This is a genomic window from Brevibacillus aydinogluensis (assembly GCF_961514395.1).
Taxonomy (GTDB): domain Bacteria; phylum Bacillota; class Bacilli; order Brevibacillales; family Brevibacillaceae; genus Brevibacillus; species Brevibacillus aydinogluensis.
On the sequence record NZ_OY569118.1, the window covers coordinates 1,195,349 to 1,221,565 of the forward strand.

At 54.2% G+C, this 26,217-nt stretch carries 25 protein-coding genes, 2 tRNA genes and 1 pseudogene; 16 read left to right on the forward strand and 12 right to left on the reverse strand.

Annotated elements, in window-relative coordinates:
- Positions 1 to 77 precede the first annotated feature (77 nt).
- The 5 genes from Q7F15_RS05785 to Q7F15_RS05805 form a co-directional block, all read right to left on the reverse strand.
- Positions 78 to 398, reverse strand: a complete 321-nt coding sequence (locus Q7F15_RS05785) for an AzlD domain-containing protein (RefSeq protein ID WP_171567036.1) — start codon at positions 396 to 398, stop codon at positions 78 to 80.
- The gene (locus tag Q7F15_RS05790) at positions 395 to 1,129 is read right to left on the reverse strand and encodes an AzlC family ABC transporter permease (protein WP_171567034.1); all 735 of its coding nucleotides are present in this window, start codon (positions 1,127 to 1,129) and stop codon (positions 395 to 397) included. The genes Q7F15_RS05785 and Q7F15_RS05790 overlap by 4 nt, the downstream gene beginning before the upstream one ends.
- Positions 1,126 to 2,553: a MocR-like pyridoxine biosynthesis transcription factor PdxR gene (gene pdxR, locus Q7F15_RS05795; RefSeq protein ID WP_304415226.1), complete on the reverse strand. Its 1,428-nt coding sequence runs from the start codon at positions 2,551 to 2,553 to the stop codon at positions 1,126 to 1,128. Before pdxR ends, Q7F15_RS05790 begins: the two co-directional genes overlap by 4 nt.
- Before the next feature lie 145 nt (positions 2,554 to 2,698).
- Positions 2,699 to 3,220 carry an ADP-heptose synthase gene (locus Q7F15_RS05800; RefSeq protein ID WP_171567030.1) on the reverse strand — a complete coding sequence of 174 codons (522 nt, stop codon included), beginning with the start codon at positions 3,218 to 3,220 and terminating at the stop codon, positions 2,699 to 2,701.
- 707 nt (positions 3,221 to 3,927) lie between these two features.
- On the reverse strand, positions 3,928 to 4,545 hold the full coding sequence (locus tag Q7F15_RS05805) for a MerR family transcriptional regulator (protein ID WP_171567028.1): 618 nt from the start codon (positions 4,543 to 4,545) through the stop codon (positions 3,928 to 3,930).
- 305 nt (positions 4,546 to 4,850) lie between these two features.
- Here Q7F15_RS05805 and Q7F15_RS05810 point away from each other — a divergent pair, with 305 nt between their 5' ends.
- The 3 genes from Q7F15_RS05810 (at position 4,851) to fabI (ending at position 6,693) form a co-directional block, all read left to right on the forward strand.
- Positions 4,851 to 5,573, forward strand: a complete 723-nt coding sequence (locus tag Q7F15_RS05810) for a ZIP family metal transporter (RefSeq protein WP_171567026.1) — start codon at positions 4,851 to 4,853, stop codon at positions 5,571 to 5,573.
- Between the two features lie 72 nt (positions 5,574 to 5,645).
- Positions 5,646 to 5,813, forward strand: a complete 168-nt coding sequence (locus Q7F15_RS05815; RefSeq protein WP_171567024.1) for a hypothetical protein — start codon at positions 5,646 to 5,648, stop codon at positions 5,811 to 5,813.
- A gap of 106 nt (positions 5,814 to 5,919) precedes the next feature.
- On the forward strand, positions 5,920 to 6,693 hold the full coding sequence (fabI, locus tag Q7F15_RS05820) for an enoyl-ACP reductase FabI (protein WP_171567023.1): 774 nt from the start codon (positions 5,920 to 5,922) through the stop codon (positions 6,691 to 6,693).
- Positions 6,694 to 6,922: 229 nt separating this feature from the next.
- On the opposite strand, the gene Q7F15_RS05825 is transcribed toward fabI, so the two are convergent.
- Together Q7F15_RS05825 and Q7F15_RS05830 are read right to left on the reverse strand one after the other, a co-directional pair.
- Positions 6,923 to 9,289 (reverse strand): ATP-dependent helicase, encoded by a 2,367-nt coding sequence (locus tag Q7F15_RS05825; RefSeq protein WP_304415227.1) that lies wholly within the window; start codon positions 9,287 to 9,289, stop codon positions 6,923 to 6,925.
- 484 nt (positions 9,290 to 9,773) lie between these two features.
- Positions 9,774 to 11,144 carry a hemolysin family protein gene (locus Q7F15_RS05830; RefSeq protein ID WP_171564500.1) on the reverse strand — a complete coding sequence of 457 codons (1,371 nt, stop codon included), beginning with the start codon at positions 11,142 to 11,144 and terminating at the stop codon, positions 9,774 to 9,776.
- Positions 11,145 to 11,404: 260 nt separating this feature from the next.
- Between Q7F15_RS05830 and Q7F15_RS05835 the strand changes: the two genes are divergently transcribed.
- The 3 genes from Q7F15_RS05835 to Q7F15_RS05845 are packed head-to-tail and all read left to right on the forward strand — an operon-like array spanning position 11,405 to position 12,990.
- The gene (locus Q7F15_RS05835) at positions 11,405 to 11,737 is read left to right on the forward strand and encodes a YitT family protein (RefSeq protein WP_304415228.1); all 333 of its coding nucleotides are present in this window, start codon (positions 11,405 to 11,407) and stop codon (positions 11,735 to 11,737) included.
- 20 nt (positions 11,738 to 11,757) lie between these two features.
- Positions 11,758 to 12,039 (forward strand): YitT family protein, encoded by a 282-nt coding sequence (locus Q7F15_RS05840; RefSeq protein ID WP_304415229.1) that lies wholly within the window; start codon positions 11,758 to 11,760, stop codon positions 12,037 to 12,039.
- 54 nt (positions 12,040 to 12,093) lie between these two features.
- Positions 12,094 to 12,990, forward strand: coding sequence for an MBL fold metallo-hydrolase (locus Q7F15_RS05845; RefSeq protein WP_230077905.1), 897 nt, complete (start codon positions 12,094 to 12,096; stop codon positions 12,988 to 12,990).
- Here the strand turns inward: Q7F15_RS05845 and Q7F15_RS05850 are convergent.
- Positions 12,981 to 13,343: a YugN family protein gene (locus Q7F15_RS05850; RefSeq protein WP_171564498.1), complete on the reverse strand. Its 363-nt coding sequence runs from the start codon at positions 13,341 to 13,343 to the stop codon at positions 12,981 to 12,983. The two genes, Q7F15_RS05845 and Q7F15_RS05850, sit on opposite strands and share 10 nt — an antisense overlap.
- A gap of 96 nt (positions 13,344 to 13,439) precedes the next feature.
- Here Q7F15_RS05850 and Q7F15_RS05855 point away from each other — a divergent pair, with 96 nt between their 5' ends.
- A complete protein-coding gene (locus Q7F15_RS05855) occupies positions 13,440 to 14,294 on the forward strand; it encodes a PHP domain-containing protein (RefSeq protein WP_304415230.1) in 855 nt (284 codons plus the stop codon).
- A gap of 54 nt (positions 14,295 to 14,348) precedes the next feature.
- Here the strand turns inward: Q7F15_RS05855 and Q7F15_RS05860 are convergent, their stop codons facing one another.
- Together Q7F15_RS05860 and Q7F15_RS05865 are read right to left on the reverse strand one after the other, a co-directional pair.
- Positions 14,349 to 14,804, reverse strand: a complete 456-nt coding sequence (locus Q7F15_RS05860) for a GNAT family N-acetyltransferase (RefSeq protein WP_171564496.1) — start codon at positions 14,802 to 14,804, stop codon at positions 14,349 to 14,351.
- Between the two features lie 110 nt (positions 14,805 to 14,914).
- Complete coding sequence (locus Q7F15_RS05865; protein WP_171564495.1) at positions 14,915 to 15,424, reverse strand: 2'-5' RNA ligase family protein; 510 nt, start codon at positions 15,422 to 15,424, stop codon at positions 14,915 to 14,917.
- Between the two features lie 151 nt (positions 15,425 to 15,575).
- On the opposite strand from Q7F15_RS05865, the gene Q7F15_RS05870 reads away from it, so the two are divergent.
- Positions 15,576 to 15,734 carry a hypothetical protein gene (locus Q7F15_RS05870; RefSeq protein WP_171564494.1) on the forward strand — a complete coding sequence of 53 codons (159 nt, stop codon included), beginning with the start codon at positions 15,576 to 15,578 and terminating at the stop codon, positions 15,732 to 15,734.
- Between the two features lie 2 nt (positions 15,735 to 15,736).
- On the opposite strand, the gene Q7F15_RS05875 is transcribed toward Q7F15_RS05870, so the two are convergent.
- The gene (locus Q7F15_RS05875; protein ID WP_304415231.1) at positions 15,737 to 16,441 is read right to left on the reverse strand and encodes an alpha/beta hydrolase; all 705 of its coding nucleotides are present in this window, start codon (positions 16,439 to 16,441) and stop codon (positions 15,737 to 15,739) included.
- A 220-nt stretch (positions 16,442 to 16,661) separates the two neighbouring features.
- Between Q7F15_RS05875 and Q7F15_RS05880 the strand changes: the two are divergent.
- From Q7F15_RS05880 to Q7F15_RS05900, 5 genes and pseudogenes are all read left to right on the forward strand, one after another.
- A pseudogene (locus Q7F15_RS05880) lies at positions 16,662 to 17,221 on the forward strand (phosphatidylglycerophosphatase A family protein).
- A gap of 280 nt (positions 17,222 to 17,501) precedes the next feature.
- A tRNA-Ile gene (locus tag Q7F15_RS05885) sits at positions 17,502 to 17,578 on the forward strand.
- 32 nt (positions 17,579 to 17,610) lie between these two features.
- Positions 17,611 to 17,686, forward strand: a tRNA-Val gene (locus tag Q7F15_RS05890).
- Positions 17,687 to 18,292: 606 nt separating this feature from the next.
- Complete coding sequence (gene ltrA, locus Q7F15_RS05895; protein WP_304415232.1) at positions 18,293 to 19,552, forward strand: group II intron reverse transcriptase/maturase; 1,260 nt, start codon at positions 18,293 to 18,295, stop codon at positions 19,550 to 19,552.
- 1,311 nt (positions 19,553 to 20,863) lie between these two features.
- The gene (locus Q7F15_RS05900) at positions 20,864 to 22,147 is read left to right on the forward strand and encodes a hypothetical protein (RefSeq protein WP_304415233.1); all 1,284 of its coding nucleotides are present in this window, start codon (positions 20,864 to 20,866) and stop codon (positions 22,145 to 22,147) included.
- A gap of 51 nt (positions 22,148 to 22,198) precedes the next feature.
- On the opposite strand, the gene Q7F15_RS05905 is transcribed toward Q7F15_RS05900, so the two are convergent.
- On the reverse strand, positions 22,199 to 22,429 hold the full coding sequence (locus tag Q7F15_RS05905; RefSeq protein ID WP_304415234.1) for a hypothetical protein: 231 nt from the start codon (positions 22,427 to 22,429) through the stop codon (positions 22,199 to 22,201).
- Positions 22,430 to 23,055: 626 nt separating this feature from the next.
- Here Q7F15_RS05905 and Q7F15_RS05910 point away from each other — a divergent pair.
- From Q7F15_RS05910 to Q7F15_RS05920, 3 genes are all read left to right on the forward strand, one after another.
- Positions 23,056 to 23,433, forward strand: a complete 378-nt coding sequence (locus Q7F15_RS05910) for a PH domain-containing protein (RefSeq protein WP_230077216.1) — start codon at positions 23,056 to 23,058, stop codon at positions 23,431 to 23,433.
- Between the two features lie 510 nt (positions 23,434 to 23,943).
- Positions 23,944 to 24,846 (forward strand): lysylphosphatidylglycerol synthase transmembrane domain-containing protein, encoded by a 903-nt coding sequence (locus Q7F15_RS05915; RefSeq protein WP_304415235.1) that lies wholly within the window; start codon positions 23,944 to 23,946, stop codon positions 24,844 to 24,846.
- Positions 24,839 to 26,143: a UDP-glucose dehydrogenase family protein gene (locus Q7F15_RS05920; RefSeq protein WP_304415236.1), complete on the forward strand. Its 1,305-nt coding sequence runs from the start codon at positions 24,839 to 24,841 to the stop codon at positions 26,141 to 26,143. Before Q7F15_RS05915 ends, Q7F15_RS05920 begins: the two co-directional genes overlap by 8 nt.
- Positions 26,144 to 26,217 lie beyond the last annotated feature (74 nt).

Genomic DNA, 26,217 nt, shown 5'->3' on the forward strand with positions numbered 1-26,217 from the left:
GCAATCCCATTCTTTCATTCTTTACCCGTATTGTACCATGGACAAACGCTGAGAGTGGGAATATTTACCCGGTTTTCTCAGAGCGGGATTACGCCGAGCGACACGAGGACGACCAGTCCCAGGCTGACGCCAAAGCTGATAAAGACGTTGCGGCTGACCGCCATCACGGCCAAGCAGAGCGCGCTGGCGATCAGAAACAGCGGCTGCACCGCCAGTTGCCCCTCGGCCACGAACAGCGAGGGAAAGATGAGCGAGGCAAAGATGCCAAGCGGAATAAAGCTGAGGCCGTTCTTCAGCCGGGCGGAAAAGTGGCGGCTGGGCAAGCGGAGAAACGCCCGACGCGACAGGTAGGTGGCCACCGCCATCACGAGAAAAAGCAGGAGCGGATGGGTGCTCACGTCGACTCCACCTCCTTGACGTTCGGCGATTGAGCGGTTTCGGTCGGTTCAGCCGCGGGCAGGAAATAGCCGATGGCAAAGGCGAGCAGGCCCGCGACCAGAACGGGCAGCCCGTTGGGGAGCACGAACGTCATCCCGACGGCCGCCGCCCCGCAGAGCACAAATGTCAGGATGCGAACAACGGACAAGAGCTGGTAGTACGCGAGCGCCACAAACATCGCGGTAAAGCTGAAACCAAGGCCCAGAGCGGCCGGGTCTGGTATCCACTGGCCGGCCACTGTTCCCAGCCAGGTGCCCAGGCACCAGGCAATGTACAGCGAAAGGCCGACCCCAAGAATGTACGACGTGTCGCTCGGATAGCGGCGAAAACGGTTAAGGGTAATGGCGTACTGCTCGTCGGTCAGCAGAAAAGCGAGCGCATTCACCTGGGCGGGCGAAAAGCGCTGATAGTAGGGAGACAGCGACAGGCCCATCAAAAAGTGGCGTGCATTTAACAGACAAGTCGTCAAGATGATTGCCCAAAAGCCAGCGTGTTCGGCGATCATGGAGCTGGCCGCAAACTGCGCTGCCCCTGAATAGACGAATAGTGACATCGCCATGCTTTCCCAGGCGGCCAGGCCGGACTGACCGGAGAGCATGCCGAAGATGGCACCAAACAAGACGTAGCTGGCCGTAATCGGCAGGGCGTCCAGCACACCCTGCTTCCACGCTGCGGGTTCACTCGTGTTCATGTCATCAACTCCTTTTGTTCGTGCAGCAGACGGGCGATGATGGCCATCCCCCTGTCGATCTGTTCCGGCCGTTCGTGCGTAAAGCAAAGGCGGATATACGGCTGTTCTGCCTCCCGCAGCAAAAACATATCGCCGCAGGCAATCAGAACCCCCTGTTCCCGGCAGAGCGTCATCAGCCGGCGGGGGTTGATCTCTTCAGGCAGGGACAGCCAGAAATAAAACCCGCCGGCCGGCCGTTCCCAGCGGATGCCGAGAGGCCGCAGCCGTTCCAGATGGCGTTCCATGATCGCCGCCTGCTCGGCGTATTGGCGGCGTGCGTCCGTCAGGTGCGGGAGCAGCGCGCCGTCGCGGAGAAAGGCGGCCACTGCCAGCTGTCCCAGCGTATTGGTGGTGATCGACAATTCCTTCAGCCGGGTCAGCAAGCGCACAAATGGACGGCTGGCCGCCACCCAGCCGATGCGCAGGCCGGGGAACAGCAGTTTGGAAAACGTGTTCAGGTAGATGACGCTGCCGGTCTCATCCAGCGCCTTCAACGGCGGCGGCGGTTCCTCCGCGAGATGCAGGTGCCGGTAGGCGTCGTCCTCGACGATGGGAATGCCGTATCGTTCGCTCAGCGCCAGGAGCCGCTTGCGGCGTTCAAGCGACAGCGTCCGGCCGGTCGGATTGTGATACGTCGGCACCGTGTAGAGAAAGCGCGGCCGGCAGCGGGCCAGTACGCCTTCCAGGACGTCGATGCGCATGCCGTCCGCATCCAGCGGCACCGGCACGATCTGCAGGCCAAGCGACTGGAAGAGCTGCAGCGAGCCGAAATAGGTGGGCATTTCCGTAACGATGCAGTTGCCGGGCCGGGCCAGCAGGGTGGTGATCAGGTACAAGCCTTCCTGGGAGCCGCTGGTAATCGTCACCTGCTCCGGAGATGAGATCTGCTCCATCCCCATCCACTCCACCAACAGTTCCCTGAGCTGGGGCAGCCCCTGCACCGAGGTAAAGTAATACGAAGGCAGCTCTTCTGCCGTCGCCTTCACGTAGTCGGAAAAGCGGGAGGAAGCCAAGGTGTGCTTGCCCCCGTCACCGTGGGCAAAGTTGATGGGATTCGGACAGCGGTCGGTGACCTCCAGCAGCTCCGCCATGTGCGACGGGGAGGCGGCCAGCGATTCGTAACCGTGCTGGCTGTTCCAGTCAATCCGCCTGATGCGCGGAGCGGGCGGGAGGGCTTCCACGTACCGGCCGCTGCCCATCCGGCTGGCGATGAATCCTTCCGCTTCCAGTTCGGCATAGGCCCGAACCACCGTATTGCGGCTCACCCCCAACTGCGCGGCCAGTTTCCGCTCCGGTGGCAAAGGGGAGCCAATTGCCAATTCGCCGCTTAATATTTGATAGCGCAGCTGATTGTACACACGTGTGTAAATCGGTTTTCGCCCCATGATGCCGCCCCTTTTCAGTCTGTGCTTTGCTCTCCACTATACCGGCTCCCGCAATAAAATAAAAGAGCCAATTTTCCGGCAATAAAAAGCCAAACAGACGGACTGGACCATCGGGGCCAATCCGTCCGTAAAAAGGGGGAGCCGGTTACGGCTCCCGCAGCTCGTCCAACGAGATCCCTTGTTCCAGGGCAAATTCAAAGTCGTCTACATCGTAAAACTGAACGGGTACGACATATTCCAAAATCCGATCCTGGTAATCCGTCTGGTCGGTGATCAGCGGTATCTCAAAGCGCATCGATGTGAGCAGCAGTTGGGTCTCCACCGGATCAAACAGTTCCCCCCACATGGCGTTGTCGTCTACCTTGACCACGTTGAGCGTCACGCCGTTTGGAAACGAAAACGGCACGATGGACCAGGGAGCGATCAGGCCCTTTTCCATGCGCTTGCGGTTGAACGGATCGGAGAAGAACTGAATCATTTCCTTCATGATCTTGCGTACGTGCTGATCGTCGGCCGGGATCGGCATGATCGGTTCCGGGCTATGATAAAACTCGTCCAATTCGTAGATTGTCGACGCGGGTATGTAATACTCTACAGGTTGCGACGGTGCCATTAATTCCCCGTAGATGGCCAGCATGATCGCTTCAATAACGAATTGTTTCGGCATTTCGACAACCCTCCTCGTAACCATCATACTGAAATCGGAAGTTGACAACAACCCTGGGGAGAGGGCCGAGCACACCTGCTGGACAGTAAAGGGGGAGGCATGGCAGAGAAAAAATTGACGGCCTGCTGCTCGCAATAGCGCAGCAGGGCGGCAACAGCATCGAAACATAAGGAAGCAGCCGCATTCCAGATGAAACACAAGGCAACAAAAAAGCTGAGACAAGGGTCTCAGCATCTGACTGAAAACAAACTATTTATCTGGTAAGTGTTCACAAGGAAACGATCTTCCATCGTTTCCAGGCCGAAAGGCCTGCACATTCATTAACCAAAGCTGAAGACAAATTACTTGTCATGGAGTGATGGGCCAAGCGAGCTCCTTTGACGACCGGCTCAGCGGAAAAACGCTAGACGCGGGGAAAAACAGGGGGCACAAGTCTCACTTCGTCGAAACCCCCAGATGTTTGCCCCCTGCCCGCGTCGCGTTTTGGAGCGGACATCATCCACTTCTTTGCTGGTCGTCAAGAGAGCGAGCGGGCCCGAGCACCCATGTGCCACGAACTATGTCTGCATGCTGACCTGAGACCCTTGTGTCTCAGCTTGTTGGCTTTCCCGGAAACGCAGAGGACGGCAGGCTTGTCCAGTCTGGAGATTCGCTCTGTCTGCCTTTGCCGTCATGCCGAATACGACACAGTACGGCAGGGCATGCAGCTAGTTCTTGGCTGCGGCGCTCCGGTCGGAACGCGTAAACCAGCGGAACGGATTGAGCGACCAGCGCGCTTGATGACGCTCCAACCGCTCTTTTCGCCGGGTCAGGCGCTGCTGCATGAGATCCATTTCAAATGTGACGCGGCGCATCTCCAGCCGCAGCGACTCTTGCATCTCCTCGATGTCGGCGATTTTTTGCAAAATGGTGGACTGCAGTTGGTTCAATGACGACAGTTGGGCCAGCTCATGCTGAAACTGAACGATCATCTCCTGCACGGTCAGCTCCATCTCGCGAAGGCCGGCTGCTTTTGGCCCGGTCACCACAACGGATTGTTCCTGAGCGGCGGCCGTTTCCTCCTCGGCCAGCATGTCCGCCGGAATGCGTCCTTCTTCAATCAACTGACGCTGTATGTCACGCAGGGAGTAGTTGCCTTCGTCCTTGCGTTGTTTGACTTCTTTCAGCAAGGAAAACCCTGTTTCACTGATCAGGTAGTGACCCTGAGGATTTTTTTGCCGCTCCTGCGGCGGCACGAACATCTCCAACCAGTTTCGCAACGTCCGGACGTGAACATCCAACCGATCCGCCACTTCCTTGGAAGCCATCCACACTTGTACATCCATCCCGAATCACTCCTTATCCCATCAGGAATTCCCGTGGCCCCATTATAGCACCAATTTTTCCGGGTAAAAGGGAATCGACAAAGGTTCTAAAAACAAGTGGCGTTTCGGCTAATTCGGACAGGTTGGCGATTTTTGTCATGTGTTCGCCGGGCATGGCAGCAAGGACGGGGCCATGCAGCACAGCTCTTCGTTTTGCCCCGGGAATCTCTAGCGGGTACTGCCGCAGGTAAAGGCATAACGACCGGGACACGCGCGTAGAATGGAAGGGACACACGTCCGACACCCCGGATGAAAGGGGACGTGCCATGCAACCGGATCTGATCGTGATACTTACGGTGGCAGCGGCCGCAAGCAGCATCGGCGGGCTTCTCCTGTGCCTGCGCGCCTGGTCGGAAGAGACGCTGTACGCCATGGTCAGCGTCGGCGGCGGTCTGCTGTTGGCGCTTACCCTGCTGGATTTGCTTCCCCATACAATGGAAGGGGGAAGCGAGCGGGCCATGCCGTTGGTGATGTTCGGGTTTGCGTTATTGTTCGCGCTGGAGCTGATCGGAGGAGCGGAGCGGAAAGCCGGCTCCTCCCGCCTGATCGGCCTGTTCAGCGGATTTCTGCTGCATGCGTACGTGGAGGGCGTCTCGCTGATCGCCAGCTATCACCTGGACCATCGCATCGGGTTTTCCGTCCTGCTGGCCATGGTGCTGCACAAGGTGCCGGACGGCGTGATCTTTGCTTCACTGGTGCTGGCGGCGACGCGCTCGCAGTGGAAAGCGTTCTGGGGGACGGCCGCACTGGGGGCCTCCACACTGGCGGGGGCATTCAGCGTAGGGGCGGTGGAACAAATTTTCCCGGACGGATGGTCTTCCGTGGTGATAGCCCTTACCACCGGCGTCTTCCTGTACGTCTCGGCCAGCCATCTGGTGCCGCTGATTCAGAACGGACGGCGGGTATTGGGGGTGTACTTTTTTGCCGGGATGGTTGCGTACCTGTTCGTGACAGCCGTCTGGCTTCCGGGTGGGCATGTTCATGCATAAACAGCCGCCTCCCCAGCCAGCCTAAAAATGGTTGTGGGCCAAAAAAGCCTGGACGGAAGGGAGCGATCATCCATGGAGAACAGAGAAGACTTGACACCGGCAGGCGAACCGGCGCAGCTGCAGGCGGAATTCCCGGCAAACGGAACGCCGCTCAATCCGGTGGAAGAATCCTGGGTCTTTTCCAACAGTGCAGCCGCTCCGGCGGACGATTTGGCAAAAGCGATGCAGCAGGGAGAATAACCGATGGAAGCGGTCCCGTTTCGCGTTTTTCCAGCAGACTCTCGTAACCGAGGACAAGATCGGTTATAATGTCAGGGGAAAAACGTTGAAAAGGGGCCGATACATAATGAATACATTGTTGCAAGACAAGAACTTCGTTATCATGGGCGTGGCCAACCACCGCAGTATTGCCTGGGGAATTGCCCAGTCCCTGCACAAGGCCGGGGCCAACCTGATCTTTACCTATCAGGGGGAGCGGCTGCGGGAAAACGTGGCGCAGCTGGCCCAAAGCCTCGGCGGCGAGCCGATTTTGATTAACTGCGACGTGACCAAGGATGAAGAAGTGGAAGCTGCGTTCGCCCAAATCAAGGAAAAAGTGGGCGTCATCCACGGACTGGCTCACTGCATCGCGTTTGCCAAGACGGAAGAGCTGGAAGGCGAGTTTGTCAACACGTCCCGCGACGGCTACGCGCTGGCGCAGGACATCAGCGCCTACTCGCTGGTTGCGGTGACGCGTGCCGCTCGTCCGCTGATGACCGAAGGCGGAAGCATCGTCACCCTGACCTATCTGGGCGGCGAGCGCGTCGTTGCCAACTACAACGTCATGGGCGTTGCCAAAGCGGCGCTGGATGCCTGCGTCCGCTATCTGGCGAGCGACCTCGGCAAAGACAACATCCGCGTCAACGCCATTTCCGCCGGACCGATCCGCACCCTGGCGGCAAAAGGCGTGCGCAACTTCAACAGCATGCTGAAGGAAATCGAGGAAAAAGCACCGCTCCGCCGCACCGTGGACCAATCCGAGGTGGGCGACACGGCGCTCTTCCTGTTCAGCCATCTCTCCCGCGGTATCACGGGCGAAATCATCCACGTCGATGCCGGTTACAACATCATCGCACGATAAAAACGCAAACCCCTGCTCCGGCATGTACGGCCGGGCGCAGGGGTTTTTTCGTTTTCAGCCAACAACGCTGCAGCTAAAACGGCGTTGCAAATACCACTCCCGCGCGCATAAAAGGCTCCCGTTTTCCGCACGCTAGTACCAAACGTACGGAAGGGAGCCGTTTGCCGTGTTTCCAATCATTGCATCGATGGAAGAATGGTTGATCTACATGGGCGGGGGAGTGGACCGACTATCCGCCCATTTCGGCGATGAAGCGGGAGGGCCTGGTTTTCCGGCCGAACCGTTCGCGGGGGATGCCGACCGCGACCGAATGGCGGGCACGCGTGATCGCCACGTATAGGAGCCGCCGCTCTTCCTCCAGCGCGGACGATTCTCCCTTGCGCACGGCGTCCAGCGCGTACTCGTGAGGGAGAGCGCCTTCCACCAGATCGGGCAGGAACACGTGGTCAAATTCCAGTCCTTTGGCCCGATGAATGCTGAGCACGTGAACACCTTCCTTTGGGAGTGGCCGCGCATGGCGCCACTCCTTTTCCTGTTCTGCCATGCGTTCCACATGGTGCAAAAACTCGGCGACGGTAGCGTGCCGCCTGGCTGCGGCCAAGAGCTGCTGCAGTTCGTCGCTCCAGCGCTCCCTGCCGTCGTCCCGGTCTTTGGCCCGCTTTTTCAGATAATCCCGCAGCCGGCCGTCCTCGTAGATCAGCTCCAGCGCCTGGGCGGGCGGGCATTCCCGGCAGGCGGCGAGGATGTCGGTCACGGTTTGCAAGTGTTTGCGCTGGTAGACTTTCCACTGCGGCAGGCGAGGCAGCACGTGCAGGATCGGCAGATCTTCCAGTATGGCCTGGCTGCGCACCGCGTTCCACATCTCCTGGGAGATGTAGAGGGTGGGGAGAATCTCCCTCAGCGCTTCTGCATCGTCCGGGTCCTGCGCCAGCCGCAAATAGCCCAGCGTCCAGCGTACAGCCTGCCGCTGGTAAAAGGAGTCCTCCTCCTGCGTGTAGTGAAACGGAATGCCCGCTTCGCTCAGCCGCTCCAGGATCGGTCGGGCCGACTCGCTGGTGCGGTAGAGGATGGCGCATTCGCCGGGAGGGGTCCCCTGCTCGATCCGGTGGCTGATTTCGTCGACGATCCGGGAGGCCTGTTCTTCCTCGTCGTCCGGCTCAAACAGATAGGTTTCCCCTTCCTCGCTGTGAAACGACAGGCAGTCTTTTTTCCAGCGCGCCCGGTTATGGCCGATTAATGAGTAGCCCAGCCCGACGATGGCGGAGCGGGAGCGGTAGTTCACTTCCAGCGTAATCGTTTGGGCCTGGGGATAATCGCGGGTAAAACCAAGTATGTACTGCGGATCGCTGCCGCGAAATCCGTAGATCGACTGATCGTCGTCCCCGATGACGCACAGATTGTTTTGCGGCGCTGCAAGCAGCTTGACGGTTTCGTACTGGATGCGGTTGATGTCTTGAAACTCGTCGATCATCACATGCGTGATCCGCTCCTGATAGCGGCGCAGGATCTCCGCATCGTCCCGCAGCATTTCGTAACAGCCGATCAACATGTCGTCAAAGTCAAACCAGCCGAGCGTCCGCTTCGCCTGTTCGTACAGCGGGTACAGCTCGTGTGCCTGCCGCTCCGCGTCGTTTGCCGCTTCCTGCGAGACGGACTGGCCGGGCAGCAGGTATTCGTTTTTCCAGCGGCTAATCACGCCAAACGCGTCCAGCACGTCCTGTTCCTTTTGCCCCAGGAGTTCGGGATGGCTGGCGAGCAGGCCGCTTTCCCTGAGCAGCCGCCACTTTTGCCAATCTTTTTTCAGCAGGCGGCGCTGATCCCAGCGTTCCGGCTGGTGGTACAGCAGCATGCGGTAAAAGATGCCGTGAAACGTGCCGGCGATCAGCTCCCGCGCCTGCTCGCGGGGAAGCTGGCGGGCCAGCCGCTGCCGGATCTCATCCGCCGCCTTGGTGGTAAACGTGACCACCATGATCTGCCGGGGAGGGACGCCTTTGTCCCGGATCAGGTGGGCGGTCCGGGCTGTCATCACGCGCGTCTTGCCGCTGCCCGCCCCTGCCAGGATGAGAAGGGGGCCATCCGTGGTCGTGACAGCCTGCTGCTGGCGGGGATGAAGCGGTTCGTTCTGCTGTTCCGCCAGGTGTTGGATGCGCGTTTTCGGCATCAGCCGTTTGCGAAACAGCGGCGGTTTTGGCGCGGGCGTCACGCTGCTGCCGCCGATCGTCCGCTGTTTGGGCAGGCGAAAGGAGCCGACCCGCACCGATTCGCCGTCTTCTTCTTCCACCGTGGCGGCGTTCGCCTGACGTGGGTTGGCATCACGCGGAGCGGGATCGGCCGCAGCTGCGACAGCGGCCGCCAGCTCGGGACTGGCAGCCAGCCGCTCGTGCACCGCATCGTCACTTCCTTTGCAGGCACAATCGCTGTCCGCGGGATGGAGAAAGCGGGGGTCCGCACTGATTCCCGCCATCAGACTGAGATGCGAACCGCAGACGGGGCAGCGCACTTTTCCCTGGCGAGCGGCCAGCCGCCAGGCGGGGATGCGAGGGTATGTCTCGGGTGTTAGCAGGATGACCTGGTCGTCTAGCTGCGCGATTTTCATGGCGACACCTCGTACGGAATGCGGCGTGTGATACGGCAGACTTACCGCGCTGACACGCCTGTGAATGGTAACATCGGATGATGGAAACGGGGGCTGTCGGTCTTGTACCGCCGACAGCCGGAAAGAAGAAGTGCCCCCTGCGGGCAGGGGACACTTCAGCGTGTAGACAAAGTCCGTGGCGCATGGATGATCGGGCCCGCTCGCTCGCTTGACGCCCAGCAAAGAAGCGGATGAAGTCCGCTCCAAAACGCGACGCGGGCAGGGGGCAAACATCTGGGTGTTTCGCTGAAGTGAGACTTGTGTCCCCTGTTTATCCCCGCGTCTTCGTTTTTCCGCTGAGCCGGTCGTCAAAGGAGCTCGCTTGGCCCATCACTCCATGCGATGTACTTTATCTCCACCTTCGGTTGATCAATGTGCAGGCCTTTCGGCTTGACACCGATGGAAAGATCGTTCCTGCAGTTTGTCTTCAGTCTTTGTCTATACGTCACGACTGTGCGGGTAAAAGAACGGTCTCGTCGCTCTCTGTCGGTGGTGCGTTTTCGCCCACGTAGGTGATGCTCACCCGCGTGATGCGGTGGTTTTCCAGCTCGGTGATGGTGAAGAGGTAGTCCTGCAAGCGGACCGACTTGCCTTCCGCCACATCTTCGTTCAACTGGCTGTAGAGCCAGCCGGCAATCGTGTCTACCTCGTCGGAGTGCATCTCCACGGGGATTATGTCATTCAGCTCAGAGAGCAGCATCTTCCCGGAGACGGACCATTCGTTGTTGTTGGAACTTTCAATATCGGGACGTTCGTTTTCGTCAAATTCGTCCTGAATGTCGCCCACAATCTCTTCCAGAATGTCTTCCATGGTAATCAGTCCGGCGGTGCCGCCGTACTCGTCGATGACGATTGCCATCTGCGAACGGCGTTTCTGCATCAGCCGCAGCACGTGGCTGATTTCCATGGACTCCGGCACGGTCAAAAGCGGGCGGAGAAAATCCTTCAGCTCCGCTTTCCCATAGGTGAGAGCCGACAGGTAAAAATCAGAGGTGTGGACAAACCCAATCAGTCGGTCCTTGTCCTCGTGGGCCACCGGAAACCGGGAGTGTCTTGACTGGCGCATGATTTCCAGGTTCTCCTCAAACGTGTTGTCATCGTAGAGGCAGACCATGTCAATCCGCGGGATCATGATTTCCCGGGCCAGACGCTCGGAAAACGCAAAGACGTTGTCCACCAGTGCCAATTCGGTCTGGTCGATGTGGCCGCTTTTATGGCTCTGGTTGACGAGCAGGCGAATCTCTTCTTCCGTATGGGCGGAGTCGTGTTCCGCTGCGGGCTCGATGCCCAGCCGCCGGATGAAGAAGTTGGCCGTGCCGTTCAGCAGCCAGATCAGCGGATAGCTGAGCTTGTAAAAGAACATCAGCGGCGCTGCTGTCCAGAGGGAGGTAGTTTCCGCTCTCTGGATCGCCAGCGACTTGGGAGCAAGCTCCCCGAAAATAATGTGCAGGAAGGTAATGAACCCAAAGGCGATCGCCAGCGATATGGGCGTTGCCAGGGATTGTGGCAGGTTTAAAGAAACCAAAACGGGTTCGACAAAATGGGCGACGGCCGGTTCACCTACCCACCCCAGTCCCAGCGATGCCAGCGTAATGCCAAGCTGACACGCGGACAGATAGGCGTCCAACTGGCGGGTCACCTTTTGCGCGTAGGCGGCGCGCTTGTTTCCCTCGCTTGCCAGTTGGGCCAGACGGGTTTGGCGCACTTTCACCAGCGAGAATTCTGCTGCGACAAAAAAGGCATTCAAAAAAACCAGAAAGCCGACGAGCAGCAGATTCAACACAATCTCCCCTATCGGACCTATCGGACTCTCCAATAATGTCTCCCCTCTCGCATCCGCTAGCGCTTTTGCGACAGCAGGAGAATTCACCTCCACTTGTTATTGTCAGATGATGTTTGTACGAACGCCCTACGGCCAACATTCGCACCTATCCTGTTACTGGATAGTATACCAGCAGAAAAAGCGAAGAGTCAAAACCATCCGATTTGTGCCGGCACATCAGCACAATTGCCATACATACCCGCACCCGCTCTGACATAGAGTTAAGCGAAACCCTGTCCGGGGAGGAGAAGCGTGTGTACTGGCTGCAAAAAAGCGTGGCAATCCTGGCGGGCAGCGTGCTGGTCGCCGTGGGCGTCAACCTGTTTCTCGTTCCGCACCAGCTGATGGATGGGGGCATGATCGGCCTGGGGCTGTTGGCCACGTACTACCTGCACGTGCCCCCGGGACTGGTGATGATTCTGGTCAGCCTGCCCGTTTACGCACTCGTCTTCGCCTTCGACCGCAGCCTGTTTGCCCACAGCTTTCACGGTATGCTGATCTCTTCTTTTTCATTGATGTCTTTTCGCCGCTGCGGTCCTGGAACGTCTGGTCGACGCCAGCCTCGGCCGTCTGGGGTGGCGCGCTGATCGGCTCCGGCATCGGACTGATGCTGGCGTACAAGACCAACACGGGAGGCACCGACCTGTTGGCCCAGTTTGTGGCGAGGCGGTACGGACTGCCTGTGGCGCTCCTGATTCTCGGCATCGACGGACTGATCGTCGCCGGTTCGCTGCCGGCGATCGGATGGGAACGCACCGTCTTTTCCCTGATCACGATTGTCGCCGTCGCGTCCTGCACCCATGTCTTCAGCGGCATTCGCCGCAGGCCGGCGCCGTACGTCGTAATCGGGCCGATCGGCAGGGATGGGGGAGGCGCGTGGAGAAAATAAGCAAAAAGCCAGACAAGAAAAGAGGGAACGCCTGTGGCCTCACATATGCCTGAAATGATTACCGATCGGATCGGCTACTTTCCCGGCAGCGTCAACATCGGCCTCGTTCTAGGAAAAAGCGGCGCCATCCTGATCGATTCCGGATTGGACACGCAGACCGCGAAGAAAATCAAAAAAGGGCTGGAGGCACTGCCCCAGCCGCTGTCTGCCATCGTTCAGACCCATGCCCATGCCGATCATTTCGGCGGCAATGCCTACCTGCTCACCTGCTGGCCGGAGGCGGTCGTATACGCTCCGCCGCTGGAGGAGGCGATCATCCGCTACCCGCTGTTGGAACCGATCTACCTCGGGATGGGGGCCCAACCGCTGGCGGAGTTGTGCAACAAGTTTTTGCTGGCGGAAGCCTCCCGGGTGGACCGCCTCCTGCCAGTGGATGGCGGGCTGGACATCGACGGCGTCCGCTTTGAGGTCATCGCCTTGCCGGGACACAGTTGGCAGCAGGTGGGTCTGGTGTGCGATGGCATCTGCTTTGCCGCCGACAGCTTTTTCGGCGAGGAGACACTGAAAAAGCACAAGCTGCCGTTTCTCGTCGATGCGCATGAGACTCTGCGCAGTCTGGTGAAGCTGCTGGAATCCGGCTATCGCGGCTACCTGCCGGGGCACGGTCCCTACACCACCGCCCCGGAAGCGATCCTGACGAAAAACATTCACTGGCACCGCCGCCTGTACGACGTGATTGAAGAGCTGCTGGCGGAGGAGAGAACGCTGGAACAAACACTGGCCTTGCTGTGTGAACGCTTGCAGATATCCATCGAAAACGCCACGAGCTACGTGCTGTACCGGACCGCGCTGATGGGCTACCTGATTGGACTGATGAAGGAAGAGCGCGTGGGCTATCGCTTCGCCGCCAATCAATGGCTGTGGAGCCGAAAAGTGAGCGATCAGCGCTGAGCAGCGGGATGGGACAAGTAGTCCGCGATTTCGGCCAGCTTGTGCTCGGCGGCTTCGCGGATCTCTTTCGGAATCACGAACTGGTCATCGTCCGTCGTGTGCATGTAAAACTTCGCTTCCAGATAAGGGTGGCCCAATTTGACGGTCAATTCTCCCTTGCCGGTGGTAGTGCTGGTGTAGTTGGTCGGAATGCGGAGAAAATACGAAGTGCTGGTGGCTGAGTCGTAGATGACGACATCGTAGGTAGGGGGGCTGTCTCCGCCGGAACGGTGAAATCCTTGCTGCCGGAGCATTTTGTCGACATAAGACAGCGGCCGAACAACACCGGTCAGGTTTTTGCTTTTTAACCGCATGGACATCCTCCTTGGCTACCACTCAAAATTGTGTGTTGCCTAATCATATGTGGAGGAGCGGCGATTCAGACTTACAAACAGGAGAAACCAGAAGGAGTGGAACATCACGTGAAACAAGCCGATCTGCATACCCATACACGCGCATCCGACGGCACCTGCGAGCCTGCGGAAAACGTCCGTCTCGCCGCCGAAGCCGGACTGGCCGCCGTCGCCATCACCGACCACGACACCGTCGCGGGGATTTCCGCTGCACTGGAAGCGGCCGCGGGGCGGAACATCGAGGTCATCCCCGGCGTGGAGATAAGCTCTGCGGCCAACGGACAGGACATCCACGTGCTCGGCTATTTCATCCCGTTCGACGACGAGGCGTTTCAGGAAAAGCTGCGCGGGCTGCGCGAGACCCGGCACGAGCGCAACAAGCTGATGATCGCCCGTCTGCGCGAGTTGGGCATCCCGATCACCCTGGAGAGCGTCTACCGGCGAAAGAAGGGGGAGGACAAAAACATCGGCCGGCCCCACATCGCCGAAGAGCTGGTGGAACTGGGCGTGGTCGGCTCCATCGACGAAGCATTTGCCAAGTACCTGGGCCGCGAGGGAGCCGCCTACGTGAACCCTCCGCGCATCACGCCCCAGGAGGCAATCACGCTGATCAAGGAAGCCGGCGGTGCCGCCGTGCTCGCCCATCCCGGCCTGTACGACGACGATGACCTGGTGCAGGAACTGATCGCCTTTGGCCTGGACGGCATCGAAGTATGGCACCCGGACAACGACGCGGCCGAACGGGAGCGGTATCGCACTTGGGCTGAGCAACACGGCCTGGTCATGACCGGCGGCTCCGACTTCCACGGCTGGCGCGGCGAAGAGCCGTTTCACGCCATGCTGGGCACGCACACCGCACCGGTCTCCGCAGTGGAACGGCTGCGGGAGATTGCGGCGATGCGGAAGCGGTAACACTGCACAATGAAACCCCGCGTCCGATGAGGACTGCGGGGTTGTTTTTTACACTTATTTCGTATCCAGCTTCTTTACCATGGCAATGTGCTCAATGCCGGCTTCGTCAAACACGTCACCGTGCGCCTGGTAGCCGAGCTTTTCGTAAAAGCGTTGGGCGTGGGTCTGGGCGTTCAGTTTGAGGCTGTGGTAGCCAAGACGGCGGGCGGCTTGCTCCACGGCCAGCATCAGTTCCCGGCCCAGGCCGGTGCCCCGCTCGCTTTTCACCACGGCAACCCGCTCCACTTTGCCCACACCGGGAGCGTACGGCCGCAAACGGCTTGCTCCCACGGGCGTCTCCCCCGCGTAGGCGACGAAGTGAACGGTCCCTGTGTCCGGCCGGTCATGCTCGTCAATCTCCAGCTCTTCCGGCACCTGCTGTTCCTCGACAAACACGGCCCGCCGCACCGACAGGGCATCGTTCATCTGCTTGTCAGACTGGACGGTCTCGATTTGGTACACCTGGTTCATCGTCACGCTTCCTTTCGCTCTGCGCCGAAGTTCTCTTTTCACAAGCCGTGAAGGGGGCTGCGCTCAAACGCCCGCTTGCTATCCCGCCCGCGAGAATAATCGCCTCACGGTTATTTTTTCAAGTGGAACGTTTGATATACGCTCCAGGTGCCGTCCTCCAGCGGACGAATCAAGTGGAAGCTGTCAATCTCCGAGGTCAGGTCGATCTTGTGCATGCTCAGCTGGCTGGTCACGTCGCGCAGCTCGTCGTTGGACAGATCGCGCCCGATGGTCAGATGAGGCACGTAGGCGTATGTTTCCGGAGTATTGACACATTTCTTCACAATCTTTTCGTGCAGGGCCACAAACGGCTCCTTGTTTTGCACGGCAATGTAGATCACGTTGCTGGTCGGGTGAAACGTCGAGATGCGGTGGAAATGAGCGGTAAAGCTATCTGTCGACTGGGCAACCTGTTCGAGGTGGCTCACCAGATTAGGCAGGCGGTCTTCTTCCAGCTCAAACGCCTCTTTCAGTCGGATGTACGGCGGGATCAAATCAAAGGTCGGGTCGTAACGTTTCCGGTATGAGTTGGCGATCTCTTGCACCTGGCTGGATGGGAATACGACGATACTGTATTTCATATGGAACCCCTCCTTCTTCATGTTTTTGAACATGCCATCATATCCACTTATTTTAACAGAAAATTCGCCATTTGTGTAATGTTATGCGTCAACCCGTATATTCCTTCGACGATGGGACAGACTGTTAACAGCAAGGAGGTGTCCCATAATCATGAAAACAGCCATGATGATTACCTTTATGTTCCTCGTTTTGTTTTTGTTGGCGCTGCTCACCTTTACAATCATTACCGTCATCCGCAAAGCGGAATTCGAAGAGGCGCTCGTCTCGCCAGGAAAGGAAGACGGCACACAAAAAGAACGGCCACGGTAAGTTTACCCAAACAGCGCGCGCAGCATGCGCCGCAGGTTGGCCTGCCAATATCCCCACGTGTGGTCACCCGCAAAGGTCTCATAAGCCAGGGTGACCCCTTTTGTTTGCAGGATGTCGCGCAGTCGTTCGTTGGCCGCGAGCAGGTCGAGCGTCCCGCGCGACGTCTCCACCGCCGTTTCCTCCGTTCCCACTTCCAGGTAGACGTGCAGGGAAGCGGGCAGCTCCGCTTCGGCGACACGCCGGTTCAGCGCCTCGTCCATCGCGGCAGACTGGCAGGCCACCTGGCCAAACGTGTGCGGATACGCCAACGCCGTAAACAGTGACACGACGCCGCCCAACGACTCGCCCAGCAGCGTTCGCGCCTGCCCCAGCGGGTGAGTGGAGTAGTGACGGTCCACATACCCAACGGCCTCGACAGCCAAAAAGCGCCGGTAGGCCAGATGCTCATCACCGTCCGGATGGTAACGCGCGTACCGCCGGGACTTGTCCACCGGCAGGAACACAGCAATAAGGTCAGGGATTTCTTTTTCCCGGTGGAGCTGTTCCAGAAGCGTCGCCAGCCGGCCCAGCGACAGGTAATCCTCGCCGTCCTGCACGTACAGCACGGGATAGGAGTAGAGCGGGGAGTACCGCTCAGGGGTATAGATGAGGAGATGTTCCGTTGTTCCCAGGAAGTTGCTCGTCAGTGTGATTTCATTCAGCGGCACAGGGATGTCCTCCTTTTCGTGGCTGCGTTCATTATACCGAAAGCCAAGGGGACAGGGAAATCGTTTTCATAACTGAGGGAGGGGCGACCCGCCCGGCCATGTTTTCCCAACTCCTCCATCGGACAAAAAACCTTTCCAGCCGAAAGATTGTCGCAATTCTGCCAGCGTATGATACTATGATAAAAAGTGACTTCACTCAATCGTGGAAGGGGTTGTCTCAATGAAGAAGCACGTACACAGCAGCGAAGTCAGAAATGCCGCCCTGACACGCCTGGCAGAGCGCGGCGTCACGGTAGAGGATATTGCCGAAATCGTCTATCTGATGCAGTCGCCGTACCATCCCGACCTGACCATGGAACCCTGCATCGAGAGCGTAAAAGCCGTTTTGGAAAAAGGGAAATGCAGCACGCCATCCTCGTCGGCGTGGAATTGGATACATTGGCGGAAAAAGGCATGCTGTCCGAGCCGCTACAAACCCTCATCGCGACAGACGAAGGCCTGTTCGGCTGCGACGAAACCCTTGCGCTCGGCTCCGTGTTTGGCTACGGCAGCATCGCCGTCACCACCTTTGGCCACCTGGACAAACACAAGGTCGGCGTCATCCAACGCCTGGACACCAAACGCTCCGGCCGCGTCCACACCTTCCTGGACGACCTCGTCGCCAGCATCGCCGCCAACGCCTCCAGCCGCATGGCCCACCGCCTGCGTGACGAGCAGGAAGAGCAAGCCAAACAGGCCGAGATCCGGATTGCGGAGCAGAAGGCGGATCAGGCTGGGTGAAAAAGGGGGCGGACAGCTCCCGGGTCAGCTTTCGCGAAATGCTGAAACATTTGGGAAATGCGGTCTCATTTGAGCAGTACGGTCTCATTCAGGCAGAGATGATGCAGAAGCATTACCGGAAAACCAAGCGAGAACAGGGCCATTCTCTTGCACGTGAAGCTGGCAGAGAATGGTTCTTTCTATGCCGGTAAAATTTTTTACAGGAATTTTGATTTTTCCTCTTGAAATCGAAAAAGAAATCAGGTATATTAAATCATGTGATCGGCGTCCGGTACGATTCGGGCCCTTAGCTCAGTTGGTCAGAGCGGTCGGCTCATAACCGATTGGTCGTAGGTTCGAGTCCTACAGGGCCCACCATGAGACAGACGATTGTAAAAGTTACATAACATGATCCGGTAGCTCAGTTGGGAGAGCACCATCTTGACAGGGTGGGGGTCGCTGGTTCGAACCCAGTCCGGATCACCATACATATGAAGTTGAAACCCTTGAGAAATCAAGGGTTTTTCTTATGGTGCGCCCGGCATGGGCGGTAGCTATAGGGTGAAAGTCCCGAACGGGGGGTGGCTGTACCAACCGTTAGCTTAAGGCAAGGGTGTCCGCCGTGAGGCGGAATCTGAAGGAAGCCGGCGGCAAAGTCCTGACCTGAGGTACACGAACCCAATTTGAGGCTGTTGTACTCGGGCGAGCCTGCCGAACAAGGTGAAGCCCCATACAGCCAAGGAGTGCAGCAGTAAATTGGGCAGGTACATGGGACGAAAGTTACCGTCCTTACCCGGGGAGGTCTGCATGATACGCCTACTACCGTTGGCAACCGTCTCCGCGAGGGGGCGCTGAACATGCAGAAGTCAGCAGAGGCCATAGTACTCCGATAGAGGACGCTCGAAGGAGGAAGGGCCGAACATCAAGTCAACACATGTTCTAATCCCTTTCGATACGGTGCGTCGAAGCAGAATTCCGAAATGGAACTTCCTCTGAATAGTAGGGGTGAAGCCCCGAGGGTACAGAGAAGGGCTGAGCATCGTACGGCAAGCTTAGCAACATGTGTGCGAAGAGAGGAGTATCGTCAGGGGCATGCTGGAGAAAGTGCTGTCACGGGACAACCTCATGGCCGCTCTCAAACGAGTGGAGGCCAACAGAGGTGCTGCGGGAATCGACGGTGTTTCAACCGAACAACTGCGCGACTACCTTCGTCAGCACTGGGCGACCATCCGGTCGCAAATCGAGAAGGGAACCTACAAGCCGTCTCCTGTCCGCAGGGTCGAAATCCCGAAACCTGACGGGGGAATACGATTGCTAGGCATCCCTACCGTGGTAGATCGCTTCATCCAGCAGGCCATCCTGCAGGTATTGACTCCCATATTCGACCCAGAGTTCTCCGACTCCAGCTTCGGGTTCCGTCCAGGCCGCCGTGCTCACAGTGCTGTGCGGAAAGCACAACAGTACATCAACGAAGGATTCCGGTATGTGGTCGACATCGACTTGGAGAAGTTCTTCGACCGGGTCAACCATGATATCCTAATGAGCCGGGTTGCCCGCAAGGTGAAGGACAAGCGCCTTCTTAAACTAATTCGCGCTTATCTGCAATCCGGAGTCATGGTCAACGGAGTGTGTGTCACGACGGAAGAGGGCACGCCGCAAGGTGGCCCCTTAAGTCCGCTGTTGGCCAACATTCTGCTAGACGACCTGGACAAGGAGTTGGAGAAAAGGGGACACCGTTTCTGCCGCTATGCGGACGACTGCAACATCTACGTCCGCTCCAAACGTGCGGGTGAACGTGTAAAGGCAAGTGTGGAGCGATACTTGACCAGGGTTCTCAAACTCAAGGTAAATCAACAGAAAAGTGCGGTGGACCGCCCGTGCAACCGGAAGTTCCTCGGCTTTAGCTTTATTCCGGGAAAGGAAGCGCGGATACGTCTGCATCCCAAATCGATCACCCGGTTAAAAGGACGAATTCGCCAATTAACCAACCCACATCGAAGCATGGCCATGCAGGAGAGGATTCAAAAACTCAACCAATACCTCATGGGATGGATCGGGTATTTTGCGCTGGCCGAGGCGAAAACCCATCTTCTGCGAATAGAGGAATGGATTCGCCGAAGGCTCCGGCTCTGTCTATGGACGCAGTGGAAACGAGTTCGTACGAGGTACCACGAACTTCGTTCGCTTGGATTTTCTCACAACAGAGCACTGGAAATCGCAAACACCCGAAAGGGGGCGTGGCGGACAACAAAATCCCCGCACATGCACAAAGCCCTTGGTATTGCCTACTGGCAACAACAAGGGTTGATGAGTTTGATACAGCGATATTTCACACTTCGTCAAGCTTGGTGAACCGCCGTATACCGGTCGGTACGTACGGTGGTGTGAGAGGACGGGGGTTAACCACCCCCTCCTACTCGATTTGTCATGTACCCACCCTGACAATATGATCCCTCTTCGTTGTCGCTTGACAACATTTTGACAACCTTTCGTTTGTTAAAGTGTTTTTGTCTTCAGTTTCCCTTTCCTCATCGATTTGAAGTAGACGGACGAGGTACCTGCTACGCGTGTTTCTGCTGTCTCATTATGTACACATTGAACAGTATTTCGGATGGCGGTATAAGATAGATGTCCAAAACTTTCGTGATCTTCCGCTCATCCAGGTCGTTTGTCTAATAAATGCACAAGACACTCATGAATTCAAAGTTATAGTTAAAGTACGTTAGTATTATGATTAAACACCCTATTTCGGGGATACATGTTCGTGATGTTGAAAAAATAAGCCAAATGGGATGCACTTAAAAAATCTTTTCGTGTAAAATTTTACTAGATCTTGTCGTTTGGTGCGGAGTGACTACGATGAGCTTACAAAATAAGTCCTATGGCAAAATGTTAGACATTTTCAATACAGGTAAGAAGTACCGTCGACGTGATCTGCATGACATGTTTGGTGGACAACGATATGATGGGATATCGACTCCTTCTCAATATCCATTCATCATGATTTTCACAGGGACCGAGGAGAAGAAGATGGTTTATTCCTCTATACGAGTGAAGGACAAGAAGGGATATGCAATTCATCAAGGGGAATAAAGCAATTTTAGAGCATGAAAAGGACGGAGAGGATATACAGCTCTTTGAGTACGTCCGAACCGTGCCTGTGAAGTACGTTTGGTCAGATGCTCTGTGTTGGATATAGGTTAAGGGACAAAGACAACAAGGGGCAAGATCGGAAAGTAATTGTTTTTGAATTGATGTCGATCGAAGCTGTGAATAATGGTGAACCGGCCAGTGCAACCATCTCTAGTGATCTGACTATAGAGGAATTAAGTAAAGAAAGCATTATCGGGATTTAATAACCGTCCAGTAATGAAAGCAAATGAGAGAGTTGACTTATACAGGAGTAGCTAAGCTTTTAAACTGTATGCTCTAAAACGGGATCTGTGAGGCTTGTGGTAATGAAGCTCCTTTTAAAACAAAAAAAGGGGAGCCTTATTTGGAAGTACATCATCTAAGGAGATTATCCTGATGGCGAACCGAATCATCCGGAATAGGTAGCTGCTTTTTGTCCAAACTGCCATAGACATGTTCAGCATAGCAAAGATTCATTAGAGCATAATAACTAGTCTATAATTAATAATATAGAAAAAGGTGTAATGTAAAGTGAATAATAATCTTGAGAATAAGCAACAAGAAAATCAGATAATAAAAATATCTAACTTTATTAGAGATTATGCAATAATATCGACATTTCTTATTTATTTTTTGGGATACATTTATACTGCTGGAGAACTCTTTTTCTTCGCTAATGGAATGGATAATTTTCCGCTTTCTTTAGATCTATTTTTGAAAAACGGTATTTATGTTTCGTTATTACTATTAGCATTGTTTATTTTTTCTTCATTCATTTATTGGGGATTCATGACGTATACGACAAAGAGAAAGAAGAAATTTATACGAAATTTGAATCCATTCAATTGGAAAATTATTATAAATTTTGCTTTCTTAATAATTTATGTCGTACTAAGTATATTTATTTTATATAATATAGATGAATATTTAATATTTGCATATAGCATTGCTACACAATTTATCATTTTTTTTACCTGGTGCTTAGTAATTAATCAAATGGTTTATGAACAATATCAGTTAAACGTTAAAATTAAAGATTATCTCAGCAGAGATGATAATCAATCGGAAAAATACATAAGATTTTCAGATGATTCTTCAATTTTTATTTTATCTAGATTTAAACAAATTAGTAGTTATAATGGATATTTAATTGTATGTTTTTCTTTGCTTTTGATACTGATGGTATTCGCATGGGGATTGGTTTCACAAAAGATTCATATCAAGAAATATACAGATGGTGAGGGGGCCTTTAAATTTGCTACAGTCTATAATGAAAAAGGCCAAAAACAAAAATATCTAATTATTGATACAACAAAAGATCTCCTAATTGGATATCAAAAAGGATCACTTGTAATCTTTCCGACAAGTAAAATTTCAAAAATAGAGATGAACGATGTAGTACTAAAACGAGGAAAGATTGAAGATTCAAGTTCAGGTTTATCAGAAGAGGAGAAAAAAGTAATTGAAACAATTAATAAATATTACATTGTGAGAACAAAAACATTAAATGCTAAAGAGCTTTTAGAATTAATTACTAAGAAATTCTACAGAGATGAGTGGAATTATGAACCTGAACAGGTAATTAGTAAAAGATTGGAAATATCAAAGGAGTATAATGGGAGAAAAATTGATCAATTTATAACCTTTAAGGCCACAAGACCAACTAAAATAGGCAACAAATATGAGGTGCTCGTAAACGAATATTGGTATGACGAAAACATAAGTGTTAAGTATATTATTGAAAAAGAGGACGGGAGCCCTTCCTGGAAAATATCTAGTGTGAATTACAATAATTATTTCTTAAGATTTGAGTAAGACATATTTCAGGTAAGTGGATTAGACCTCTTGATCGTTGATCAAGGTTGATCAAGAGGTTTTGTTGTTATATGAGCCGGACGGGATAGATTTTTCGTGGCTTTGAATAAACCGATACTTGGCTACTCGGGCTCCTTCAAGAATTCCTGAAACTTTAATAAAAATCTCATTCTCCCTTTCTAGTTCTTCCAAGCGCTTTTGTAGCCGTTTGATTTCGGTATCCTTGTTGGCGATTGGTTTACCGTTACCTGTAAATGCTTCCAACGTATGTTTTATATTCATACACCCACCGGCTAAGCATCGTAGGAAGAATGCCTAAAGCCTTCACAACATGGGAGACCTTCTTTCCTTCATCCATGATCTGCATCCGTGTAAAGAGGATTGATGAAAGTCCATGACTATATGAGCAATTTGCCTATTCCAGTTTAGTTGATGAAAACGCAATGCTAAATATGTCCTAACCGTTCGGGCAAAATCGGATGCCTGGTTTATGTCTGTTGCTTTTATCCTTTCGCCAGTAGAGAAAACAGGATTTCATGTCATAAAGGCGCTCGTCTAATTTGATCCTTTGACGTGTCCTCAACCTTGAAGAGACAACCTATTCAAGTACGTGCCCGCCAGTCGAAACTGTGTGGCTCCTGTATTGCGTTTTCATCGTTAGATAGGTAAAAACCCGCCTTACCTACTATTGAACCGGCACTTATCAGGCAAATTTTAGCCCTTCTCGGAAATGACTTTATTAAACTTGTCAGGTTGGGCTCGTGGGGCCGAACCCAGCCCTGCTCACCATTACATACAAGCCAAAACCCTTGAAATTTCAAGAGTTTTCCTTAAATATAAAAAAGATAAAGAATTTATCCGATATGGTGGGTATAAAAATGGAATTGGAATGATCGGGGGATTAAAAAATGGGACTGTTTGATGGCTTGATGGGAAATGCTTCTGAAGTAAATATTGCCGAGGTTCAAAAAGAATTTAGCAAAATCCTGGCCAACGGTGAGAATGTTGAAAGAGCGTACAGATTAATTCGTGATATGTTCATCTTTACAAACAAGCGCTTGATACTGGTTGATAAGCAAGGATTGACCGGCAAAAAGACGGAATATCATTCCATCCCGTACAGAAGCATCATTCATTTTAGTATTGAAACGGCGGGTACCTTTGATTTGGATGCTGAATTAAAAATCTGGATTTCCGGTAGTCCGACTCCCATTCAAAAACAGTTTAACAAGTCACTCGATATTTACGAGCTGCAGAGTGTTTTGGCCACCTATGTACTGAAATAGTTTGGCTGAGCAGGAGGTTCACATGGCAGTTATAAGATGAAACCAGAACAGACAGGGAAATCCCCTGTCTGTTCGCCTACAATTGATACCTTGTACTATAAATCCGTATCTGATACTTGTAAAAAGGCTTTGGTGCCAATGCCTCGCCGCAAATCCGTTCATTTTATTCTCCCGCACAAATTCAATGCATTTCACTCCAGATTGCTCGTTGCCAAACTCGTACGTTCCCACAAAGTGACCAATACAATGTGCCAGCGAGATTTGAGCGGAAACCATCACACATGACACAGCGGACTTTGTCTACAGACGGGAACCTCTGCGAACGCAGGGGTTTTTGTTTTTATTTTATGGTCCGGCGGAAAAATCAGGGAGAAGCTAAGAATCATTGCGAACTGCCTTTATGATCTTTATAATCTTTCTGTTGGAAATACGGAAGTGCGTAAACCTCCAGGCGGGAAGAGGGACATGATGAGTATGGGGAAGCGTCTGCTTTTTTTTGTGTGTAAACTGATGTTGTTTGTCGCATTTGTGGGATTGTGCGTGTTCTTTTTGGATCTGAAGGCGATAAACAGACAGCTCCTCACATTGCTTCACCATCCGTTTACGCTTGCGGGGATGGCGCTCCTCTACGGGATGGCCTTTTGTCTCAGAGCGTTTGCCTGGAAATGGTATGTGAATAAGGATGTCGCGTTTTCTGTCTTTTTGTATGCGCAATTCTACAGTTTGTTCATCAATCACGTTTTGCCCGTCAAGGCAGGGGACGCCGTGCGAATTGGATTGCTGGCGAAAGAAAAGGATGTGCAGTGGGATGAATCCCTGCATTCTGTCGTGGTGATGCGATCGCTTGATCTGTTGGTACTGGCGGCATATGCGGGGATCGGCGTCTTCTGGATGGGGCTTGCATACACGTGGACGACTCTGTTTCTGGTCGCTGGTATCGGGGCAGCAGGTCTGGTTGTTTTGCTCCGCTGGGGGATGAAAAAGCCCTTGCTGAAAAAACATGTGCAGATCGTCAAAACAGCCTTTACGGGCCCCAAAGGATGGTTCATCTGTGCGGCGATTGCTGCCAGCTGGGGGCTGGAAGCGTTTGTTGTGCTGGGAGTGACGAATGCCTTGTCCATCGATCTTTCCGTACTGAAAGGTCTCTGGGTAAACAGCATGACGATCGCAGGGCAGCTGTTTCATTTTACGCCTGGCGGGTTGGGCACGTATGAGAGTGTCATGACGTTTTCGCTGGTGACTGCTGGTGTGGGCTGGCAGCAAGCATACGAGGTGGCATTGCTGACTCACGGATGGAAGTTTGCCTTTTCCTATCTGGCAGGGCTGTGGGCGTGGATCGCTCTCCCCATACCATGGAGCGAATTGAGAAGTTGGATCAGCAAGAATCGGAACAGAGGTGAGAGCAATGGATAAGGTTGCCGTGTTGGGAGCGGGTTATGTCGGTTTGACAACAGCGGTCGGCCTTTCTGCTTTTGGATGGCCTGTCGTTTGTACCGATGTGGACAAGGAGAAGATCGAATCGCTGAACAAAGGGCAGGTTCCTTTCTTCGAACCGGGACTGGAAGAATGGATGGCCCAGAGTATGCAGAAGGGACTGTTGACGTTTACACCCGATGCTTCCATTGCGATTCGATCCGCTGATGTCATTTTTGTCGCGGTGGGAACCCCCAGTCTCTCTGATGGCAGCGTCGAACTGTCCGACCTGTTCGCAGCCGTGTCCACCATCAGCGAACACATGACGGAAGACAAACTGATCGTGATCAAGAGCACAGTCCCGCCGGGCACGACCCAGCGAGTGAAGGAATTTCTCGGGGAACGGCTGGCGGGCATTTGTTCTTTTGAGGTGGCGACCAACCCTGAATTTTTGCGGGAGGGATCGGCCATCGCCGACTTTATGCGGCCTGATCGCGTTGTGATCGGGACGGATCGCTCTGCTCCAATCGAGCGGTTGCAGCGGATCTATCAGCCGTTGATTGAACGCGAGGTACCGTTTATCTATACCAACTTTCAGACAGCAGAGATGATCAAATACAGCGCAAACAGCTTTCTGGCGATGAAGGTAGCGTTTATCAATGAGATTTCCAGAGTGTGTGATCTGGTCGGTGCAGATGTCTTGACAATCGCTCGGGCGATTGGCCAGGACCCTCGTATTGGTCCGGCTTATCTTCAACCGGGTCCTGGTTACGGGGGCTCCTGCCTGCCAAAGGACACGGCAGCCTTTGCGCACTTTTTCCGCGAGAGGGGGATGCCGCTTCCGATCATCGAAGCAGTGATGGAGAGCAACCGCATGCAGCATCGCTACGCTGTCCAGAAGATCAGCGATTATTACAACACCCTGGACGGCATCAAACTTGGCGTGCTGGGAACAGCCTTCAAAGGGGGAACCAGCGACATGCGCCAATCCCCGGCAATTCCCATCATCAACCAACTGCTGCAGTTGGGGACAGAACTGACGCTGTATGATCCGCAGGCGCTGGATGAGGCCAGGCAGCTGTGGGGAGATGCGTGTCTCTACGCCGAAGACGAGTACGAAGCAGCGGCCGGCCAGGACGGAATCGTAATCGTCACAGATTGGCCATCGTTTCGCCAACTTGATTTGGACAGAGTAGCTCAGGCCTTGTCGCGCAAGGTTATGTTTGATTTTCGCTCTCTTTATCAACGAGCGAAACTGGAGCAGATGGGGTTCGATTATATAGCGATTGGCCGATAATTTTTTCTTTGCTAATTGACAACGAGTCTCATTATCTTTACAATGAGTTTTGCTGAGAGTGATAATGATTATCA

Coding starts and splice junctions, on each gene's coding strand:
- Q7F15_RS05810 (WP_171567026.1), top strand. CDS start 4,851: ATGCAACCGGATCTGATCGTGATACTTACGGTGGCAGCGGCCGCAAGC.
- Q7F15_RS05790 (WP_171567034.1), bottom strand. CDS start 1,129: ATGAACACGAGTGAACCCGCAGCGTGGAAGCAGGGTGTGCTGGACGCC.
- Q7F15_RS05860 (WP_171564496.1), bottom strand. CDS start 14,804: ATGAACCAGGTGTACCAAATCGAGACCGTCCAGTCTGACAAGCAGATG.
- Q7F15_RS05815 (WP_171567024.1), top strand. CDS start 5,646: ATGGAGAACAGAGAAGACTTGACACCGGCAGGCGAACCGGCGCAGCTG.
- Q7F15_RS05910 (WP_230077216.1), top strand. CDS start 23,056: ATGGGACTGTTTGATGGCTTGATGGGAAATGCTTCTGAAGTAAATATT.
- Q7F15_RS05865 (WP_171564495.1), bottom strand. CDS start 15,424: ATGAAATACAGTATCGTCGTATTCCCATCCAGCCAGGTGCAAGAGATC.
- pdxR (WP_304415226.1), bottom strand. CDS start 2,553: ATGGGGCGAAAACCGATTTACACACGTGTGTACAATCAGCTGCGCTAT.
- Q7F15_RS05870 (WP_171564494.1), top strand. CDS start 15,576: ATGAAAACAGCCATGATGATTACCTTTATGTTCCTCGTTTTGTTTTTG.
- Q7F15_RS05845 (WP_230077905.1), top strand. CDS start 12,094: ATGATTACCGATCGGATCGGCTACTTTCCCGGCAGCGTCAACATCGGC.
- Q7F15_RS05905 (WP_304415234.1), bottom strand. CDS start 22,429: ATGAATATAAAACATACGTTGGAAGCATTTACAGGTAACGGTAAACCA.
- ltrA (WP_304415232.1), top strand. CDS start 18,293: ATGCTGGAGAAAGTGCTGTCACGGGACAACCTCATGGCCGCTCTCAAA.
- Q7F15_RS05840 (WP_304415229.1), top strand. CDS start 11,758: ATGCTGGCGTACAAGACCAACACGGGAGGCACCGACCTGTTGGCCCAG.
- Q7F15_RS05800 (WP_171567030.1), bottom strand. CDS start 3,220: ATGCCGAAACAATTCGTTATTGAAGCGATCATGCTGGCCATCTACGGG.
- fabI (WP_171567023.1), top strand. CDS start 5,920: ATGAATACATTGTTGCAAGACAAGAACTTCGTTATCATGGGCGTGGCC.
- Q7F15_RS05915 (WP_304415235.1), top strand. CDS start 23,944: ATGTTGTTTGTCGCATTTGTGGGATTGTGCGTGTTCTTTTTGGATCTG.
- Q7F15_RS05805 (WP_171567028.1), bottom strand. CDS start 4,545: ATGGATGTACAAGTGTGGATGGCTTCCAAGGAAGTGGCGGATCGGTTG.
- Q7F15_RS05850 (WP_171564498.1), bottom strand. CDS start 13,343: ATGCGGTTAAAAAGCAAAAACCTGACCGGTGTTGTTCGGCCGCTGTCT.
- Q7F15_RS05920 (WP_304415236.1), top strand. CDS start 24,839: ATGGATAAGGTTGCCGTGTTGGGAGCGGGTTATGTCGGTTTGACAACA.
- Q7F15_RS05825 (WP_304415227.1), bottom strand. CDS start 9,289: ATGAAAATCGCGCAGCTAGACGACCAGGTCATCCTGCTAACACCCGAG.